Origin of the sequence: Algoriphagus sp. TR-M9, assembly GCF_027594545.1 — a bacterium.
Classification (GTDB): Bacteria; Bacteroidota; Bacteroidia; order Cytophagales; family Cyclobacteriaceae; genus Algoriphagus; species Algoriphagus halophytocola.
This window is the reverse complement of record NZ_CP115160.1, coordinates 2,128,062-2,146,548: the sequence shown is the minus strand read 5'-3', so window position 1 is coordinate 2,146,548 and position 18,487 is coordinate 2,128,062. Positions and strand designations below refer to the sequence as shown.

The 18,487-nt window shown below is 42.6% G+C and carries 13 protein-coding genes; 8 read left to right on the top strand and 5 right to left on the bottom strand.

Going from position 1 to position 18,487, the window contains the following annotated elements; genetic code table 11:
- The first annotated feature begins 28 nt into the window (after nt 1-28).
- Entirely contained in the window at nt 29-256 is a 228-nt protein-coding gene (locus PBT90_RS09300; protein ID WP_264810132.1) for a DUF433 domain-containing protein, read from the top strand.
- Nucleotides 256-621 (top strand): DUF5615 family PIN-like protein, encoded by a 366-nt coding sequence (locus PBT90_RS09295; protein ID WP_264811430.1) that lies wholly within the window; start codon nt 256-258, stop codon nt 619-621. Before PBT90_RS09300 ends, PBT90_RS09295 begins: the two co-directional genes overlap by 1 nt.
- Before the next feature lie 75 nt (nt 622-696).
- Here the strand turns inward: PBT90_RS09295 and PBT90_RS09290 are convergent, their stop codons facing one another.
- Together PBT90_RS09290 and PBT90_RS09285 are read right to left on the bottom strand one after the other, a co-directional pair.
- Nucleotides 697-1,974, bottom strand: coding sequence for a serine hydrolase domain-containing protein (locus tag PBT90_RS09290; RefSeq protein WP_264810131.1), 1,278 nt, complete (start codon nt 1,972-1,974; stop codon nt 697-699).
- 91 nt (nt 1,975-2,065) lie between these two features.
- A complete protein-coding gene (locus PBT90_RS09285) occupies nt 2,066-2,740 on the bottom strand; it encodes an ROK family protein (protein WP_264810128.1) in 675 nt (224 codons plus the stop codon).
- A 249-nt stretch (nt 2,741-2,989) separates the two neighbouring features.
- Here PBT90_RS09285 and PBT90_RS09280 point away from each other — a divergent pair, with 249 nt between their 5' ends.
- From PBT90_RS09280 to PBT90_RS09270, 3 genes are all read left to right on the top strand, one after another.
- Nucleotides 2,990-6,325 carry a transglutaminase family protein gene (locus tag PBT90_RS09280; protein ID WP_264810126.1) on the top strand — a complete coding sequence of 1,112 codons (3,336 nt, stop codon included), beginning with the start codon at nt 2,990-2,992 and terminating at the stop codon, nt 6,323-6,325.
- Between the two features lie 61 nt (nt 6,326-6,386).
- The gene (locus PBT90_RS09275; protein WP_264810125.1) at nt 6,387-8,897 is read left to right on the top strand and encodes a circularly permuted type 2 ATP-grasp protein; all 2,511 of its coding nucleotides are present in this window, start codon (nt 6,387-6,389) and stop codon (nt 8,895-8,897) included.
- Nucleotides 8,894-9,781, top strand: coding sequence for a transglutaminase family protein (locus PBT90_RS09270; protein ID WP_264810123.1), 888 nt, complete (start codon nt 8,894-8,896; stop codon nt 9,779-9,781). Before PBT90_RS09275 ends, PBT90_RS09270 begins: the two co-directional genes overlap by 4 nt.
- A gap of 147 nt (nt 9,782-9,928) precedes the next feature.
- Here the strand turns inward: PBT90_RS09270 and PBT90_RS09265 are convergent, their stop codons facing one another.
- The 3 genes from PBT90_RS09265 to PBT90_RS09255 all read right to left on the bottom strand — a co-directional run bounded on the left by PBT90_RS09265 (nt 9,929) and on the right by PBT90_RS09255 (nt 13,362).
- A complete protein-coding gene (locus PBT90_RS09265; RefSeq protein ID WP_264810122.1) occupies nt 9,929-11,698 on the bottom strand; it encodes a carboxypeptidase-like regulatory domain-containing protein in 1,770 nt (589 codons plus the stop codon).
- 105 nt (nt 11,699-11,803) lie between these two features.
- The gene (locus tag PBT90_RS09260) at nt 11,804-12,778 is read right to left on the bottom strand and encodes a FecR family protein (RefSeq protein WP_264810121.1); all 975 of its coding nucleotides are present in this window, start codon (nt 12,776-12,778) and stop codon (nt 11,804-11,806) included.
- Nucleotides 12,775-13,362: an RNA polymerase sigma-70 factor gene (locus PBT90_RS09255; RefSeq protein ID WP_264810120.1), complete on the bottom strand. Its 588-nt coding sequence runs from the start codon at nt 13,360-13,362 to the stop codon at nt 12,775-12,777. The genes PBT90_RS09260 and PBT90_RS09255 overlap by 4 nt, the downstream gene beginning before the upstream one ends.
- A gap of 410 nt (nt 13,363-13,772) precedes the next feature.
- Here PBT90_RS09255 and sbnA point away from each other — a divergent pair, with 410 nt between their 5' ends.
- The 3 genes from sbnA to PBT90_RS09240 all read left to right on the top strand — a co-directional run bounded on the left by sbnA (nt 13,773) and on the right by PBT90_RS09240 (nt 18,179).
- Nucleotides 13,773-14,741, top strand: coding sequence for a 2,3-diaminopropionate biosynthesis protein SbnA (gene sbnA, locus PBT90_RS09250; RefSeq protein WP_264810119.1), 969 nt, complete (start codon nt 13,773-13,775; stop codon nt 14,739-14,741).
- Between the two features lie 194 nt (nt 14,742-14,935).
- Entirely contained in the window at nt 14,936-16,768 is a 1,833-nt protein-coding gene (locus tag PBT90_RS09245; RefSeq protein WP_264810118.1) for an FAD/NAD(P)-binding protein, read from the top strand.
- Nucleotides 16,752-18,179 carry a Y4yA family PLP-dependent enzyme gene (locus tag PBT90_RS09240; RefSeq protein ID WP_264810117.1) on the top strand — a complete coding sequence of 476 codons (1,428 nt, stop codon included), beginning with the start codon at nt 16,752-16,754 and terminating at the stop codon, nt 18,177-18,179. The genes PBT90_RS09245 and PBT90_RS09240 overlap by 17 nt, the downstream gene beginning before the upstream one ends.
- Nucleotides 18,180-18,487 lie beyond the last annotated feature (308 nt).

The window sequence follows — 18,487 nt, the reverse complement described above, 5'->3', positions numbered from 1 at the left end:
AAATTTGAGAAAATCAAACTCTTTGAGGATGAACTTACTAAATAGAATTACGATAGATGCCGAGATATGTCATGGGAAACCCTGTGTACGAGGCATGAGGTGGCCAGTTGAGGTGATTTTAGACATGCTGGGTACTGGCATGAGTGTGGAAGAAATTTTAGATGATCATCCTGAATTGGAAAGACAAGATATATTAGCCTGCCTGCAGTACGCCAAACTTTCTCTTTCGGGAAATAACATCATGGATGTGGCTTGATGAAATTTCTCTGTGATGTTCATATATCGTATAAAATAGTTAATCATCTCAGATCTTTGGAATTTGAAACAGTTCATGTTAATGAAATCTTAGATAGATGGTTCACTAAGGATGGAGCAATTTGTGCCTATGCCGACACGAATGACTTTATAGTGATATCCAAGGATGCTGATTTTAAGAACAGTAAACTCATCAGCAATACGCCAAAAAAATTAGTGAAAGTTAATCTTGGCAATATTTCAAACTCAGTTTTAATAGATGCGATTACTAAAAACCTGGGTGCTATTCAAAAATTAAATGTAAAGGGCGATTTTTTGATTGAACTTGATCAGGTTTCGGCAACTTTCATCAAAAATTTAAAGTAAAATTCAATCCTTTCTTCGGACAAATGCCATCCTTAAATTTTTCTGGCAACTACTCAATTATCAATATATTCTTAATCAGTTTGTGGATACTGCAGGCTGGTATTTGCCATAAACAGCATCTTTAAACTTTTTGTGAAGCTTAATCTGATCGTAAGGAAAGAGCTGAACGAAAAGCACCGCAGTGATTTCATTGACTGGATCTACCCAGAAAAGTGTGCTGGCGGCTCCATCCCAAAAGAATTCCCCTACGATGCCATTCATCTCTTCAGCACTTTTAGGCGGAGCTACTCGTACTGCGAAATCAATTCCGAACCCTACATTGCCTTTAGTGGGAAGCCAAGATCGCTCTGTCACGGAATCCGGAAGATGATTGGTGCTCATGAGTTCTACCGTTTCGGGCTTGAGGACTCTGACTCCATCAAACTCCCCTTTATTTACCAGCATTCTGGCAAATGTCATGTAATCGTCTAGCGTGGAAGTCAAACCAAAACCCCCAGGTGTCAACGGATATTCGTTGATATTGAAATCATGTGCTTCCTCATCTGGCATTTGATCCAATTGACCTTCACCAGTTCTTCTGTACGAGGAAGACATTCTAGCTCTATCTTCTTCTGGGACAAAATACCGGGTTTGATCCATACCCAAAGGATCTAAAACATGAGTTTGAACATACTCTTTATAAGGAATTCCAGCAATTCGCTCTACCAAAAATGCCTGTACATCTACGGATTGTCCATATTCCCACTGTGTGCCTGGCTGAAACCAAAGAGGAATTTCCCCGATTCTCCTGGCCATTTCGTTCAAATCAATTTCAAAACTTCGTGGATCTTTTTCTTCCAAAATAGCACTTAAGCCCGGAATATCAGCCCGATTGGGAAAGCCTGCAGTATGACGTGTGATATCACGAATAGTTACGGGTCTTTCAGCAGCTACCAGTTTGAGTTCTCCATTTTCATCTACACCGTCATATACTTTCATATCTACGAATTCAGGAGCATACTTTGAAAGGGGATCATCCAACTGGAATTTTCCTTCCTCATAAAGCGTCATCAGTGCGGTACCTGTAATCGGTTTGGTCATGGAATAGATCTGCACAATCGTGTTTCTGTCCATTTTGATCTGATTCTCCCGATCAGCATAGCCATAAGCATTGTAATAAACCTCTTGGTTTTTTTCGTAGATCAATGCCGAGACTCCAGCTAAATTTCCACTTTCTACAAAACTCGATAGGGTAGAATCAATTCTAGCTTTGACTTGACTAGTGACTAGTAAATCCTTCGTAGTATCTTGCTTGGTATCGCAGCTGCCGAGAAAAATTATTACTGCATAGGCAGCAAGAAATAGCTTTTTCATAGGGATTAGATTGGGTATAGGTTTGTTTTGAATGGTGTTCAGATATCAATTCCAGCAGGTACTTCAAAAAATGAGAATAAAGGTTTCCATTCTAAAGCTTGAAATCCTCTTCCCAAAACTTAAAACCACCTTTAAATGCATTTTGGTTGGTTCCGAGCCTGCAGTCCTCCGGAACCTCGGTCAGTAACTTCGAATTGCCACCACCGAGCAGGATATCATCTGGCTGGAAGATTCTTCTGAAAATTTTGATGGTTTTTTGAACATTCTTTTCCCAGTGTTCAGGGCCTTTTTTGGCTAGGTACTCCTTGCTGATGTATTCTTCGAAAGTTTTTTTCTTAAATGGCAAATGTCCGCCTTCCATAGGGAGAATGGTATTATGGATCACCATAGCAGTGCCCAATCCTGTACCTAATCCCAAAAAAAGCAGTTTTTTACCCTCGTATCCTCCCAATGCCTGCATGGCGGCATCGTTGATGAATTTGATGGGAAGGTTAAAAGCGGCCTGAAAATCAAATTTATTCCAGCCTTTGCCCAGATTTACAGGCTCACTGATGATTCGATTTTCTTTCACTATTCCCGGAAAACCCATGGTAATCATATCGTATTCCCAATCTGAGGCATTTTCCTTAACTAGTTCTACCATTTCTTCGGGCTTAAAATCAGCTCCAGATGGTATTTTTATTCTTTCTTGAGCACCTGTAGCCAGGATTTTCACATTTGAGCCCCCGATATCTATGACCAGGATTTTCTTCTTGTTTTTTTCCATCCATTGAAACTAAATAGAAATGTTTACTTACAGAAGAAGAATTTGCACCAATTCATGATTTTTTGAAAAAATACAACTGGTACTATATCCTAAATAAACTGCTCTATTGGTATATTTCTTAAGCAAAAAGCTTTGATCCAAGCTGACTTACTTTAAATTACAACTCATATTAATAGCCCAAATACCCGATTGGTCTTCAAAAATTGTTGACTAGATGCTTTTATCAACCAGAATTTTTCCTTTTAGTCTATGTCTATTAAAGTAGCGATCCGGCATTATACCAAGTATGATTACGAAAAGCATATTAGTTTAAGCCCGCAGGTGATTCGCCTTCGGCCCGCACCACATTCACGCACACACATCAAGGGGTATTCTTTGAATATCAAGCCTGAAAACCATTTCATCAATTGGCAGCAGGATCCATTTGGAAATTACCTGGCCAGAGTGGTTTTTCCTGAGAAAGTCAAGTATTTCGAGATCGATGTGGAAGTGATTGCGGATATGGTGGTGCTTAATCCTTTTGATTTCTTTGTGGATGACTATGCTTCCACTTTTCCTTTTGAATATGAGGAAAGTCTCAAAATCCAACTAGGACCTTATTTGGACATCAAAGAAAAAGATCCTCTTCTGCTAAAATTGGTAGAAAAGGCTAAGTCCCTAATCACAAAGGATATCATCACCGTGGATTATCTGGTAGCCATTAATGCCATGATCAACCAAGAGCTGAAGTATCATGTGCGAATGGAGCCCGGTGTGCAGACCTGCGAAGAAACCCTGACTTTAGGATCAGGTTCTTGTCGTGATTTTGCCTGGCTATTTGTACAGGTTTTGAGGCATTTAGGCTTGGCTTCACGTTTTGCTTCTGGTTATTTGGTCCAGTTGACTGCTGACGAGAAATCTCTGGATGGACCATCAGGTCCAGAGGCTGATTTCACAGATCTTCATGCCTGGACAGAAGTTTATGTCCCGGGAGCTGGTTGGATAGGCTTGGACTCCACCTCCGGATTGTTTGCAGGAGAAGGGCATATCCCACTGGCCTGCACGCCTAGTCCACAGGATGCCGCTCCCATCTCCGGTATGGCCGAGCCAGCTGAGACCGAGTTTCATTTCGAAAACAAGGTGACCCGGATAAAAGAAACTCCGCGAGTGACCAAGCCATACAGCGATGAGCAATGGGAGAAAATCATTTCAGTAGGGGATCAGGTAGATCAGGATTTAGTAGATAATGATGTGCGGCTGACTATGGGAGGTGAACCCACCTTCGTAGCCGTGGACAATCAAGATGCTCCGGAATGGAACTCCGATGCTGATGGTGAACATAAGCGTAAGTTAGCCAATATACTGTTTCACAAACTCAAAGATGAATTTGGGAAAGGGGCGCTCATGCAATATGGACAAGGAAAATGGTATCCTGGTGAGCCTTTGCCCCGCTGGAAACTAGCCTGTTTCTGGAGAAAAGATGGGGTGCCGCTTTGGCACCATGATCATCTGATGGCAGACCTGTCTAAAGATTACAAATTGACCTCAGATGATGCGAAAAAGTTTGCTGCTGAGCTAGTAGAGCAGTTGAGTATAGATCCCAAAAATATTCGTCCACTATATGAGGACCCTTTCTACTTTATCTGGCAGGAAGGCAATATTCCTGTCAATGTGGATCCTTATAAGTATGACTTGAAGTCCCCTTTGGAGCGGCAGAAACTATCTCAGTTGCTCAATGAAGGCATGGACAAGCCAGTAGGATTTTCCATTCCATTGGAGTGGGAATATACCGAGCAGAGATGGATGAGTTGCAGGTGGGAATTCCGCCGAAAGGATATGTTTTTGATTCCGGGGAATTCTCCTGCAGGGTTAAGGTTGCCTTTGGACGCTATTGCTTTTACCCCTGCCAAAGAAGAACCCCTTAAGCCTGAGAGTGATCTATTTGCCCCAGTGGATGCGCTTCCTGAGTCTGAGAAGCCGGTAAAAAGGGACCCCATAAACTCTGAACGTGTATTTAAGACCTCTCTGGTGACGGAAGTTCGTGAAGGAAAGCTTTTTGTGTTCTTTCCTCCTGTTTCTTTTATAGCGCATTATCTAGACCTAGTGGCAGCTGTGGAGCGTACCGCTCTAAAACTAAATATGCCTATTCTCATCGAAGGGTATGACCCTCCTGCGGACAAACGGATTGAAAAAATGATGATTACACCAGACCCTGGTGTGATCGAGGTGAATATTCAACCTGCCAAATCCTGGAAGGAGGTTTTGAAAAATTACGGTACGCTTTACGAAAAGGCGCGGGAAACCCGTCTCATCAGCGAGAAATTTAATGTGGACGGAAAGCATACCGGTACCGGGGGAGGAAATCACATCACCCTAGGTGGAGATTCCCCGGAAAACAGCCCACTATTGAGAAGGCCAGATGTCCTGAGAAGTTTCATTACCTACTGGCAGCATCACCCTGCACTCTCTTATCTATTCTCTACCCAGTTCATAGGGCCTACTAGTCAAGCTCCTAGAGTAGATGAGGGCAGAGATGATATGTTGTATGAGTTGGAATTGGCTTTTCAGCAGGTTCCTGAGGGAAAGGAAAATGAAATTCCCTTTTGGATGGTGGATAGGATTTTCAGAAATCTCCTTGTGGATATTACTGGAAATACGCATAGAGCGGAGTTTTGCATTGATAAATTGCACTCTCCGGATTCCAGTAGTGGTAGATTAGGGATTTTAGAATTCAGAGGTTTCGATATGCCTCCTCATTTCCGAATGAGCATGGTGCAGCTACTTTTGATTCGGGCTTTGCTCAGCTGGTTTTGGAAAGAGCCCTACAAGCATAAATTGGTGAGGTGGGGGACTACTTTGCATGATAAGTTCCTGCTGCCACACTATTGTCAAAAGGATATGAAAGAGGTGGTAAATGATCTTAAAGGTGCTGGGTATGGTTTTGATATTTCATGGTTTGATCCATTTTTCAGCTTCCGCTTTCCTTTCATCGGGGAGCTACAAGCAGAAGATATTCATATAGATATGCGCATGGCGATTGAGCCCTGGCATGTACTGGGAGAGGAGATGTCCAGTACGGGTACAGCCAGGTATGTGGATTCTTCCCTGGAAAGACTGCAGGTGAAAATCTCGGGATTGACAGACTCTAGGTACTTTTTGCTTTGCAATGGTTACAGGATTCCACTGAAAAACACAGGAGTTCAAGGGGAGTTTGTAGCTGGTATTCGTTACCGAGCTTGGCAGCCTTATTCTGCGCTGCACCCCACCATAGGGATAGATACGCCCTTGGTGATAGACTTATATGACTCCTGGACCAAGAAATCTGTGGCTGCATGTCAATATCATGTGGTGCATCCTGGCGGAAGAAGTTATGATAACTTCCCGGTAAATAGCTATGAAGCGGAAGCCAGGCGAGTTTCACGCTTTTTTGATTATGGGCATACCATTTCCCAGCCTACCGTACCTTTAGCTCAGGAGCAAAATCAATCTGGGAGATATATTACCGAGACGAAAGCTGACACCGATTATACTGTACTAGTCGAAGAAGTCAACCCAGATTTCCCTTATACCATGGATCTGCGCAGATATAAAAAAAGAGAAATCTGATTAAAATGATGCGGAATTAGTTGATTTTTGGGCTATGATTGAGGCTTATCTTATTGAAAAAATGTTCAATAACGCGCCGTTTCTAGATGAAATGGCCACAGACCAAGGGAAGATCCAACCGCACTGGGAGCGCATCGCAAAATACTACGAACAGATCGGATCTGAGCGCATGGCTCAATTTCATGAAGAAGTAGGTAGACAGCTGCGAGAAAATGGTGTGACCTATAACGTCTATGGAGATCCAGACGGGATGAACCGACCCTGGATTTTGGATCCTGTTCCTATGGTTTTCAGTACCGAGGAGTGGGAAGGGATAGAGAAAGGATTGATTCAGAGAACACAGCTTTTAAATCTGATATTGAGGGATCTATATGGAGATCAGTCTCTGATCAAAGAAGGTCATATACCTTTTGAGTTGGTCTATAATCATAGGGGTTTTCTACGGCAGGCCCATCACATCAAGCTGGATGGCGAGCAGCAGTTGATCCAATATTCTTCTGATCTGGCCCGAGGGCCAAATGGCAAAATGTGGGTACTCCATGACCGCACAGACGCTCCCTCTGGAGCAGGCTATACCTTCGAAAACAGAGCTGCGATGACCCGGGTTTTTCCGGATTTGATCCGGGAAAATCATGTCAGTAAGATCACCTCGTATTATCAGACCTTCAAAAATACGCTTAGCCAGCTTACCACGAATAATAAGGAAAACCCTCGTGTGGTTCTTCTTTCTCCGGGTCCCACCAATGAGACCTTCTTTGAGCATGCCTATATTTCCTCATTTATGGGTTTTACCTTGGCTTTTGGTGAGGACCTGACGGTAAGTGATGGGTATGTTTGGCTGAAAACGATCAAAGGGCTAGAGAAAGTAGATGTGATCATCCGAAGGGTAGACGATGTCTTTTGCGATCCCTTGGAATTCCGAAGCGATTCTCATTTGGGAGTAGTGGGTTTGATGGAAGCGATCCGACAGCGAAAAGTTTTGGTGATCAATCCTTTAGGGTGTCGAGTGATGGAAAACCCTGGATTGATGGCATTTCTGCCCAAGATCTGTAAGTATCTGCTAGGTGAAGATTTGGCACTGCCCTCTGTAGCTACCTGGTGGTGTGGGCAACCCAAGGAGATGGCTTATGTTTTTGATCACATTGAAACCTTAGTCATTCGAAATATTTATAGAGGAACCAATCACAAGTCGATTTTCGGAGGAAATCTCACTAAGGTAGAGCTTGAAAAACTGAAGAAGGAGATTTTGCAAAGCCCATACATGTTTGTGGGACAGGAAATGGTAGAGTTTTCTACCACACCCTCTTGGATCAATCAAAAGTTAGAAGCAAGGAATGCAGTTTTTCGCAGTTATGTGGTGGCTGATTCTGAAAACAATAGCTATAAAGTCATGCCGGGTGGTTTGTCTAGAAGTTCCCCTGAGAAAGGGGCATTTTTGGTTTCCAACCAGACTGGAGGTATCAGTAAAGACACTTGGATATTAGGCAAAGCAAAAACTGCATTGCCTACATCAAAACCCATCAAAATACAGCCACTGGTTAGAAATGTACTGCCTAGCCGTACTGGAGAGCGGCTTTTCTGGCTGGGAAGATATCTGGAGCGGGCGGCTTATACGGTACGTTTGATGCGGATGACCCTACTGACTTATAATGAAGCCGATGAGGACATCCATTTGCATGAAAATCCAGTGCTCAGTACCCTGCTGAGAACGCTTACGGTGATGACGGATACTTTGCCGGGATTCACTGAACCCGAAAAATTGAAAAATCCAGAAGGAGAATTACTTTCTCTGGTTTATGATTCAGAAAAGTCCGGTAGTCTAGCCTTTTCCATACAATGTTTCCTGTCGAATGCCTTTGCGGTCCGGGATAGGTTGAGCTTAGATACCTGGAGGATTTTGGACAGCATCTCCGAAGAACTCCACATCATGAAAAAATCAAGTATCAACATGATGCAAGCCTACCAAAGTTTGGATAATATGGTGGTGAAACTGATGGCTTTCTATGGGTTGAATATTGATAACATGACCCGGGAACCAACTTGGCACCTGTTGAACATAGGAAGGTTTATAGAATCGGCGGCTAATAACTGCACTATTCTCCGCGAAATGTTAGCTACATCATATGATGTAGAGTCAAATAAGGAGCTAATGGAGGATACCTTGCGATGCAATGAAAGTTTGGTGACTTACCGTTATAGATACAGGTCCAACCTGGAGATGCATGGGGTATTGAGTCTATTGATTCTTCACGAGGATAACCCCAGGGCATTGGTTTTTCAATTGAAAGAAATTGATAAACACCTAAAAACCCTGGGTAGTCAGGACGAGCAGGAGCTTTTCAGTAATGAAAGAAAAAGCTTGCTAGATGCCATCACCAAAATCAGACTGTGTGACATGGATGAGCTATGCGCCCTACATCCGGAGCATCAAAAGTTTGAGCGATTAGTCCAGTTGATGGATGAAGTGATAGCGCTGCTGCACCAAACCTCGGATATTATTTATGAAAAATACTTTAGTCACACAGGTAGTGGCTATCAGATGATTCAAAGCTCCTTTATTCCTGAAATATGAAGTATCAGGTCACACATATTACAGACTATATTTATGAGTTTCCGGCCACACTCTGCCATAATCTGATGTTTCAGATTCCCGCAGATCTGGATTTCCAAACTGTAAATAGTACAGGCTATGACATAAGTCCAAAGCCTAGTTTTGAAGTAGAGCGAACAGATTTTTTCGGAAACAAGTATTTGTATTTTTCCATTGAGCGGTCTCATAAGAAGTTGACAGTCAAATCGAAAAGTACCGTCACCTTGAAGAGCCCGGAATGGATTAAGGCCAAACCCGAAGAAACAGAAGCTTGGGAAAAGGTGGTGAACTGGCTGCACAGTACAGCTGCGCCAAATGACACCCGCCAATATTATTTGGAATCACCTCATGTCCAACTGATAGAAGAGATTAAGGAATATGCGTTAAAATCCTTTACTCCCAATCGCCCTATCATGGATGCAGTATTGGATTTAAACAGCAGGATTTTTAAGGATTTTGCTTTTACTCCAGGGTTTACTGATATCAGCACTCCTTTGGTTAAGGTATTTGAGCATAAAAAAGGCGTTTGCCAGGATTTTGCTCATTTTTCTTTGGCTTGTTTGAGAGTTTTGGGTTTGGCAGCAAAGTATGTAAGTGGCTACATAGAAACCTTACCTCCACCGGGTAAACCGAAGTTGATAGGAGCAGATGCTTCCCATGCTTGGATAGCCGTCTTCATCCCAGATTTAGGCTGGGTAGAATTTGATGCTACTAATAATCTATTGGTCAACGATAAACACGTCAGGGTAGCCTATGGGAGGGATTTCAGTGATGTGACACCTCTGAAAGGCATAGTCTACAGTGGAAGTGAACAAGTCATGAAAGTAAGTGTGGATGTGAGGAATTTGAGTCATGTGGAAGATTGAAAGATTACCGCTAGTGAACTTCATTATTCATCATTTAACATTACTCATTCGATATTCAGCAAGACGCCGTAAATCCCAGATCGTCAGTCGTACATTTCGTTTCTAAAGTAGGTTTTGGATGAGTTTTATCAATGCCAATACTACTGATTAAAACACCACCTGTAGGCCTCCTGTCACACCGCCATAGCTTCTGTATATTCCCGTAGAATTGGTTTTTTCCAAAATATTCCAACCATCCGTGAAGTTTTCCTGACCCGGATCTAGGAAAGCAAAATTAAGACTTGGTCCTGCAAATAGTCTGAAGTGTTTGCCCAAGTTTACACCGGGCAATAATCTAAATGACTGTATATGGTTATTTACAGCGACAAAATCACTGGCAGTCATGGCTACGAACTCGGTGTCCAAGGAAAACCTACGAGAAGGAATCAAGTGAATTCCCATCCCTACCTCTAGTGCGTAGGGCGTATCCACCTCCCTGAGCTGGTAAGCCAAACCTACTATCCCGTACATTTTCCGGCCTCCGGATCTGAATCCAAAGTGAGTAAACCCAGATTCGTCAATCGCAAAAGTCAGATTCTTTTCACCGTTTTTGATAAAGTTCAATAGCCCGATGGGGTAGTCGCTCTGCTCTGCGGCATTGATGAGCGCAAATTGAAACCCGTTCACTGATTTTGCCCGGTTGAATATTCCGGAAATTTGGTGGTTGACTTCGCCTGAGCTACTGTTGCTTATCCCAGCCAGCTGAAAGCCGGCCTTTTCTCTACTATGATTAGCGATTCCTGCTATCTGCAAGACATCTGAAGCACTGGCCTGGTTCAAAATACCACCAATTTGTGCATCTGCCGAGCCCTTCACTCTGTTGTTAATTCCTCCGATTTGTAGCCCCTTTACATTGCCCTGTACCTGATTATAAATGCCACCCACCTGCAAGCCTTCCACATTTTTGTACACCAGATTATAGATTCCGCCTACCTGAAAACCTTTGGAACCACCGCCTACCATATTGAAAATCCCGGCGGCCTGAAAAGATTTCACATCCCTTTTGTTGATATTGAAAATCCCGGCTATTTCCATTCCCTCAATGCCAGCAGTGTAACCTCCGATAAGGTTTAGGGAAAAGTTACTAATGGTCTGGCTGTTGAAAATACCTTTGGAACTGATCCCCGGCACCAAGGACATTTGGAAGGGACTCTCTGCAAAAAAGCTTCCGACATTGATACCCTGGAGCCGCTGCCGGAAACCAATAAATAGCCTCCCCATAAAGCTTTCCTCAATGGATTGGGTGGTGCTGTCCCCAGGTAAATAGCGAAACCTTTTGTTTTCCTGATCAGCCACTATATCCACAGTGGGCAGCAGTAAAAAGGTGGTATCTCTGTAATTTTCTTTGCTAAGCGTTAGCCAGATCGAGGAATTGTCTTTCTTATATTTTAGTTCGAAATAGCCATTTTCGTCAGTAAGGGTAGATGCAAGCGTGTTTTTGTCATAAATACTGGCTTGATTGACACCTTCTTGGGTGCGGATATTGGTGATTTGACCTTTGATAGTTACCCTTCTGAATCGGGTTTGCATTTCTGCATCCAGGTCTAATTTTTCGGGAGCAAAACGGATGATAATGTAGCCGGGCAGTTCTTTGAACTCATATTGATCGCCGATTTCCGTTTCTAGAAAATTTCTGATGGTGCCTGAGTAGTTCGGTGTTTTCAATTCCTGCTTCAAATCCAGCAGGCTACTTTCGTAGGAGAAATAAAAGTCGTTTTCAGCAGAAAGTGTATCCAGCACCTGCTTGAGGTTTAAGTCCTCAGCAGCAGGCTTTAGACTGATTTTTTTTTCCAAAAACTGAGAAAAAGCAGTGGATTGGTAAAGCAAAAAAATCAAACCCAAAAATAGGCCTCGAGTAAATGAAACAGAGCTCGTCATTGAAGACTGATTATGAAATTCAAAGTTAACAAAATATAGACTATGCCAGGGATTAGGCATAGTCTATGAGTTTTAAAATCTACTGGTATAAAACCAATTTTCTATTTATTCAATCAGTATTTGATCAGCTGTACGGCTTACTTTAAGCTGTAGTGTTTCTTTCAAAACCTCCAGGTTCTGATCCAGTGATCCATATTCTAAGGTAGTCGTAATAGGCATGTTTTTCAGTTCCTCTCCTTGGATTTTGATATTAGTCCCGTAGGCTTCATTCAGACTGTAGACTAGTTCCTGCAGTGGAATACCTTCTGCCTGGAAGAGTTTGCTCACGTAGTAATTGTAAAGCTGATTTTCAGGAATACTCTTGGTCATTTTGCCAGATTCATGGCTTACAGTGACTTTCTCATTAGGCTTTAAGACTTCTTCTGATTCTCCTATTTGCACTTTTACCGAACCGGTAACCACTATTACTTCCGTAGCTATTTCATTGGTTTTGACATGAAAACTTGTACCCAAAACGGTGATTTCAACTTGCTCTGCGCGAATTTTAAATGGTTTAGCTTCATTCCTTTTTACTTCAAAAAAGGCTTCTCCACTGTCCATACTCACATTTCTTTCTTTTCCAAAGAGCTTTTGCGTATAGCTTAACTGCGTGTTTTTATTTAAAACTATAGCTGTGCCGTCCAAGAGTGGATAAGCCACAGGACTACTTTCTGACTGAAGTTCAACAGAACCAAAGTAGGCTTTCCCCGATTGCGGAAGGAAAAACGTGTAAACCCAAGTGCTGATAAGAATCAAGCTTACGGTAGCGGCTGCCCTGAACCAATTTGATTCCAGGAATCGCTGCTTCTGCTTGGGAATTGAAGCTGACTTTCGGGCTTTTAGCTTGTTGAATTTTTCCCAAGCAACTTGCTCATCTACTTCACTTTTTTCCAACAGAACCTTGCTGGAATTCCAAACCCACTTGATTTGATCAAATTCCTTCTGGTTTTTCTCGTCCGCAGCTATCCAATTTTCTACCGCTTTGGTCTCGTCCACATTGCTTTCGTCAAGCAGGTATTTTATCAATAGTTCTTCCTTCATGATTTCCATAGATTGATCAAAAACAATAAAAGCAATGGGAGAAACTCGGCAAGTTCTACTCGCAAAGTTTTCAATGCTTTACCCATATGGGCTTCCACGGTTTTGATGGAAATTCCCATTCTCTTTGCTATTTCCTGATATTTCAGTTCCTCAAATCTGCTCAGATGAAACACCATTCGGCATTTTTCCGGCAGTTTGCTCAGTGCCAGCTGAAAACGATCGTACAGCTCATTTTCTTGACCTTGGATGGTATCACCTACATTCTCAGGATTGCCCTGAGTCATTTCGTAGTGGGTATGATCCCAATGTTTGCGTTTCACTTTCTGATGGTTGATGTAGTTCAGACTTTCATTGTAAACAGCCCGGTAGAGGTATGCCTTCAGGGAACTGTTGATTTCCAAGTTCTCCCGTTTTTCCCAAAGCTTTAGAAATACGCTTTGGACGATTTCCTCAGCAGCTTCAGAATCTTTGAGAATTGCCTGAGCATAGGCATGTAAGGCTTTGAAGTAGGTTTTAAATACTTTTTCAAAGGCCTCCTCATCCATGCTCGTGAGGGGAGAAGAATGTAGTATATTCTCGGTCACTGGTGATTTTATGATGCTTTCATACTAATGACAAGCTGAACTGATTTTACCCTTAGTGAATCAGGTAAAAATATGAGATTATTATGAAAAGTCTTGGAAAGAGAGAGTTGAAGACCATCTAGTTACCTCATTCTGGGTGCATTTGAGTTTCTTGGGGCAATATTTTCCATGTTTATGCAATGCTTTCTACAAGTCTTAGAATTTAGCGCATAGCCGATGAGTTGAATTCTTACTGAAAGAGGCTAAGCAAGGGAGCTAGGAAATAGCCAATAAACCCTCACATGCCATTCTCCCGAGTACTTTGCCTTCTGATGAGAACTATCGCGCTTGGTAGAAGATCACAAAATTGGCTTGTTAGAATATTAGGTTCGGTTTTGGTATTTGCAGTGCTGTCAAATCATTGAATTACTATGGCGACTAACTTTCATTCTAATATTTTAGATACAATAGCTCAGACACCTTTGGTCCAGCTTTCCCGGCTAGGAACAGCTTTTCAGCTTTTTGCCAAGCTGGAGGCTTTCAATCCCGGAGGAAGTATCAAAGATCGAACAGCTTTGCAGCTGATCAGACATGCCATTACCCACTTTGGACTGAAAAAGGGAGACACAGTAGTGGAATCCAGTTCGGGAAACATGGCTATTGGTTTAGCCCAGGCCTGTAAATTTTTCGGAATGAAGCTGCAGGTAGTAGTGGATCCCATGGTCAATCAGCAAACACTGAAAATACTAAAAGCCTATGGTGCAGGAATTTCCCAGGTCACTCGGCCTGCTGAAGAAGGAGGGTTTTTGCAGGCAAGGCTGGATCGTGTTCAAGAGTTATTGGAGGAAAATCCGAGGAGCTTTTGGCCAAACCAATATGGAAACCCGCAAAATCCCGCAGCCCATGTGCAGACTATGCGGGAAATAACCAGGGATCTCGGGCAAGCTCCAGATTATCTCTTTGCGGCAACCAGCACCTGCGGTACATTGATGGGCTGTGCTGAGTATATTCGTACCAATCAGCTTCGCACTAAAGTGATAGGCGTTGATGCTGCTGGAAGTGCAATCTTCAGTTCGGCACCTAGAGAAAGGAAAATCCCCGGACATGGTGCTGGACGTAAGTCTCAATTTCTCAAAGAGGAATTAGTTCATGATGTAGTCCATGTAGATGATCAGGAGTGTGTCATTGGCTGCCATAGGTTAATGGATGCTGAAGCCATGCTCTGTGGGGGCTCTTCCGGAGCAGTAATCTCGGCATTGGAGAAATATTCTGATAAAATCCCCCGTAACTCCAAAGTAGCTATAATTCTCTGTGATCGGGGAGAGCGGTATCTGGATACTATCTACAATGAGGAATGGGTGAAAGAAAACATCTTAGAAAGTTGCTACGAGGTAGCCTAAGGTCAATTCCAATAACGATTATCCGCACTGCAGCCAATGACAAAAACAATTAAGGAAAAGAAGCGGCAAATCGTAGCTAGGACAAAGGTCAGAGGTTCGGTGCTCGTTTCTCAGCACTTCAATCCTTATTTCTTTAGGCTGCTGGTTAAAAACCGGAGAACTAATTTTCATATCTTCTGAAATTATACACTTTGATGAAAGAACGAGAGTCCTTTAAAATAGCAATAATAGGTAGTGGACCTAAAGGCCTATATGGCTTAGAACGGGCCCTTGCACATCTCAATTGCATTGAACGTAAACTACCTATTGAAATACATCTATTCAATAAAACTGACTCATTTGGTGCAGGCGACATTTACCGCACAGATCAACCGGAATACCTGCTGATGAACTATTCCAATGGATATATCAATATGTGGACAGAGCAGGAACCAAAATCTATAGTATCCAGGACCACAGGGTATTCTGACTGGCTAAAGATTAAATTTGATCATTGTTCATCCTGTAAGACTAGTGATTTTTCTCCGAGAGCACTGGTAGGACGGTATCTCAAAGATGGTTTTAGGAGATTGGTAGATGCTGCTCCTTCGAACTGTGAGATTTACTGCCATGAAGGAGAGGTTTTCGATCTGAAGGAAGAGCAGGGGGATTTTAGAATTCATTGGAAAGGGAAGGCTGGTTCAGATCAGTTTTTATCGGGTATTTCTACTGTTCTAATAGCTTCAGGTCACCCCAATCAAAACTCCGATCAGTATGTGAGTAAACTCGGCTACGTAGATTTTATCTATCCGGTCAGTTCAAAATTGAACAAGGTTCAATCTAATAAAAAAGTAATAATAAAGGGCATGGGGTTGACTTTCATCGATGCATGTTTGGCTTTGAGCGAAGGAAAAGGGGGGCAGTTTGAGCAAGCTGAGAATGGAATGCTGAACTACATTCCCTCTGGTAATGAACCCGAAACAATTTTCCCTTTTTCCAAATCAGGTTTGCCTATGATTCCGCGTGGCAATACTTATGGCCTGCCTGAGCCAAAGCTTTACTTTTTCAATGAGGAGCACATTCACATGGCTATTGCAAACGCAGAGAAAATAGATTTTGACCATGAATTGCTTCCACTGATTAGTTTAGAGTTTAAAGCTGCATATTACCGTGCCTTATTTCACAGCTATTCCCTAGACTTTAGTGAATGGGGAGATGTAGCAAAGTTGGAAGTAGTGATTGATGAGTTTCATGAAAGGTATCCAGAAGAATGCAGATTTGAATTTGAGCAATTTCTTCGTGAATTACCTAGCTCTGATTTGTCCAGAGATGCTCATCTACAGCAACTGATAGCGCAATACATAGCAGCAGCCGAAACCGGTCCAGAAAGCAATCCCATAGCAGCAGTTTCGGCTGTTTGGAGAAGTATGTGCGAGCTGTTTAATAAACTGTATAGATTTGGTCGATTGAAGCCCGAGTCGCATCAATTATTTGATGAAAAATACGCCGGGCACCTCAATAGGATTTCTTATGGCCCGCCTATTCAGAATATGAAAAAGATTTTGGCTTTGGCCAAAGCTGGAATTATAGATTTTTCCTTTTGCAAATGCCCAGAAATAGAATTTGAACCTGAATTCAAACTGAGTTCCAAGGATGGGAAATCCACTATTTCCGAGTATTTTATCGATGCCAGAATACCAAAATCCTGTTTGGTAGACTCCAGCAGCGAGCTCTATATGAATATGATGAAGCAGGGCCTAGTGAGGCCATATGTAAATCGTATGGTGGGCAAACTGGACTATAAGCCAGGATGTTTGGATATCAATGAGCAGGGACATCCCCTGGATGAAAAGGAATTGCCAAATCCAAAGCTGACCTTTATCGGCACACCTACTGAAGGACTTACTTATGATAATGATACCCTATCGAGGAACCGCAATGATTTTGTAAGTAACTGGGGCAAGGAAGTAAGCCAACTGTATATGGATTATTCACAAAGAATTACCCACTCCTCAAGCAAAACCCATTTTCATGAATCACTTACCTAAACTAAGTCCCAAAGTCGCACCCTGGATAAATGAGCTGGAAGCTCAACCTCAGCTTCTTCACCGGCTTTTGGAGAAATATGGTTCACCTGTGAATATCCATTTCCCAAAATCCATGGAGGAGAATTACCGGGATTTTCAACAGGTGTTTGATGAATACAGCATTAAGCATCAGGTGTTTTTTGCCAGAAAGGCCAATAAATCAAAAAACCTGGTGGAGCAAGCCCATAGTCTAGGAATGGGTATAGATACGGCCAGTTTGGGAGAGTTGAAAGACTGCTTGCAGATGGGGATAGCAGCTGAGAAACTGGTAGTCACGGCTGCAGTAAAAAACCGGGAATTGATTCGCCTAGCTGTGGAAAATCAGGTCTTGATTGTTTTGGACAATGCTGATGAATGCGAATTGGCGCAAGAGGTAGCCCGGGAGCTTGATCTACATGTCAATGTGGCCTTTCGCATCAGTGGATTTGAGGTAAAAGGTAAAAAGTTATATAGCAGATTTGGTTTTGATGTAGAAAAAATCAGCGAGTTTATTCTCAGGTATTTACTTCGGAAGAAGCGATTTGACTGTCTGAAATATAAGGGGTTACACTTTCACCTGAACGGCTATTCTACTCAGGAAAGAGCCCTGGCTATTAGTCATTGTCTGGATATTGCGAAGGAGCTAAAACCGCATGGTTTGGTTACGGAATTCGTAGATATTGGGGGAGGTTTTCTAGTGAACTATTTGGAAAGCCAGGAGGAATGGGTGCATTTTCGGGCTGAACTGGAAAAGGCTGTTTTAGGCAATAGAGCCGAGATCACCTTCGAAAATAACGGCCTGGGGCTCTCTAAAGTAAACCATGAGTTGCATGGAGAGTTAAAGATCTATCCATTTTGGAACTCAAAATCAAAAGGTGCTTTTTTGAAAGCAATACTATCTGCTGAGACCAGTCAAGGAAACATGCTCTCCGAACGGATACTAAAATCCGGGATTGAAGTCAGGATGGAGCCTGGAAGATCACTGCTAGACCAGGTGGGAGTTACTGTAGCCAGGGTTGCATTTAGGAAGAATGATTCCCGCAATGACTGGCTGGTGGGCTTGGAAATGAACATGACTCAGTTGCTCAGCGGAAGTGCCGATTTTTTGCTGGACCCCATACTTTTATACCAAAATCCGGATGTAGTGAAAGACCAGGAGGTGGCTGTATATTTTACTGGAGCTTATTGTCTAGAACGAGATGTGATTCTAAAACGAAAAATAGCACTCCCGAAACTTCCTGAAGTAGGAGATTTGGTGATCTTTGTCAATACAGCTGGGTACATGATGCATTTCTTTGAATCCAGTGCGCATCTGTTTCCATTGGCGGAGAATTTATATTGGAATAGAAAACAGGATAGGGTTGAATTTGCTGATTTTCAGACAGATTTATGAAATGTTTACATGGATATACGGAATGAAGCCATTAACGAATATTTCTCTGTTCAACCGGCCAGCAGACCGATACTACGACTTCGCTCAGTACAAGTGACCGAAGACTCCCCGCAGGAGGGTGACAGGCTGAAGTGGCCTCAATTCTTAAGTTTAACATATCCTATGCAGCTTTTGCCTCCTTACTGGCAGAAAAGCGGATTTGCATAACTGTATATTTACTATCGGAATAGCTAACTAGGTTTTACTAAATGCTTGCTATACCCCTTATTCTAATAGGCACTGAACAACTTGGGCTGGATGCAGGTTGC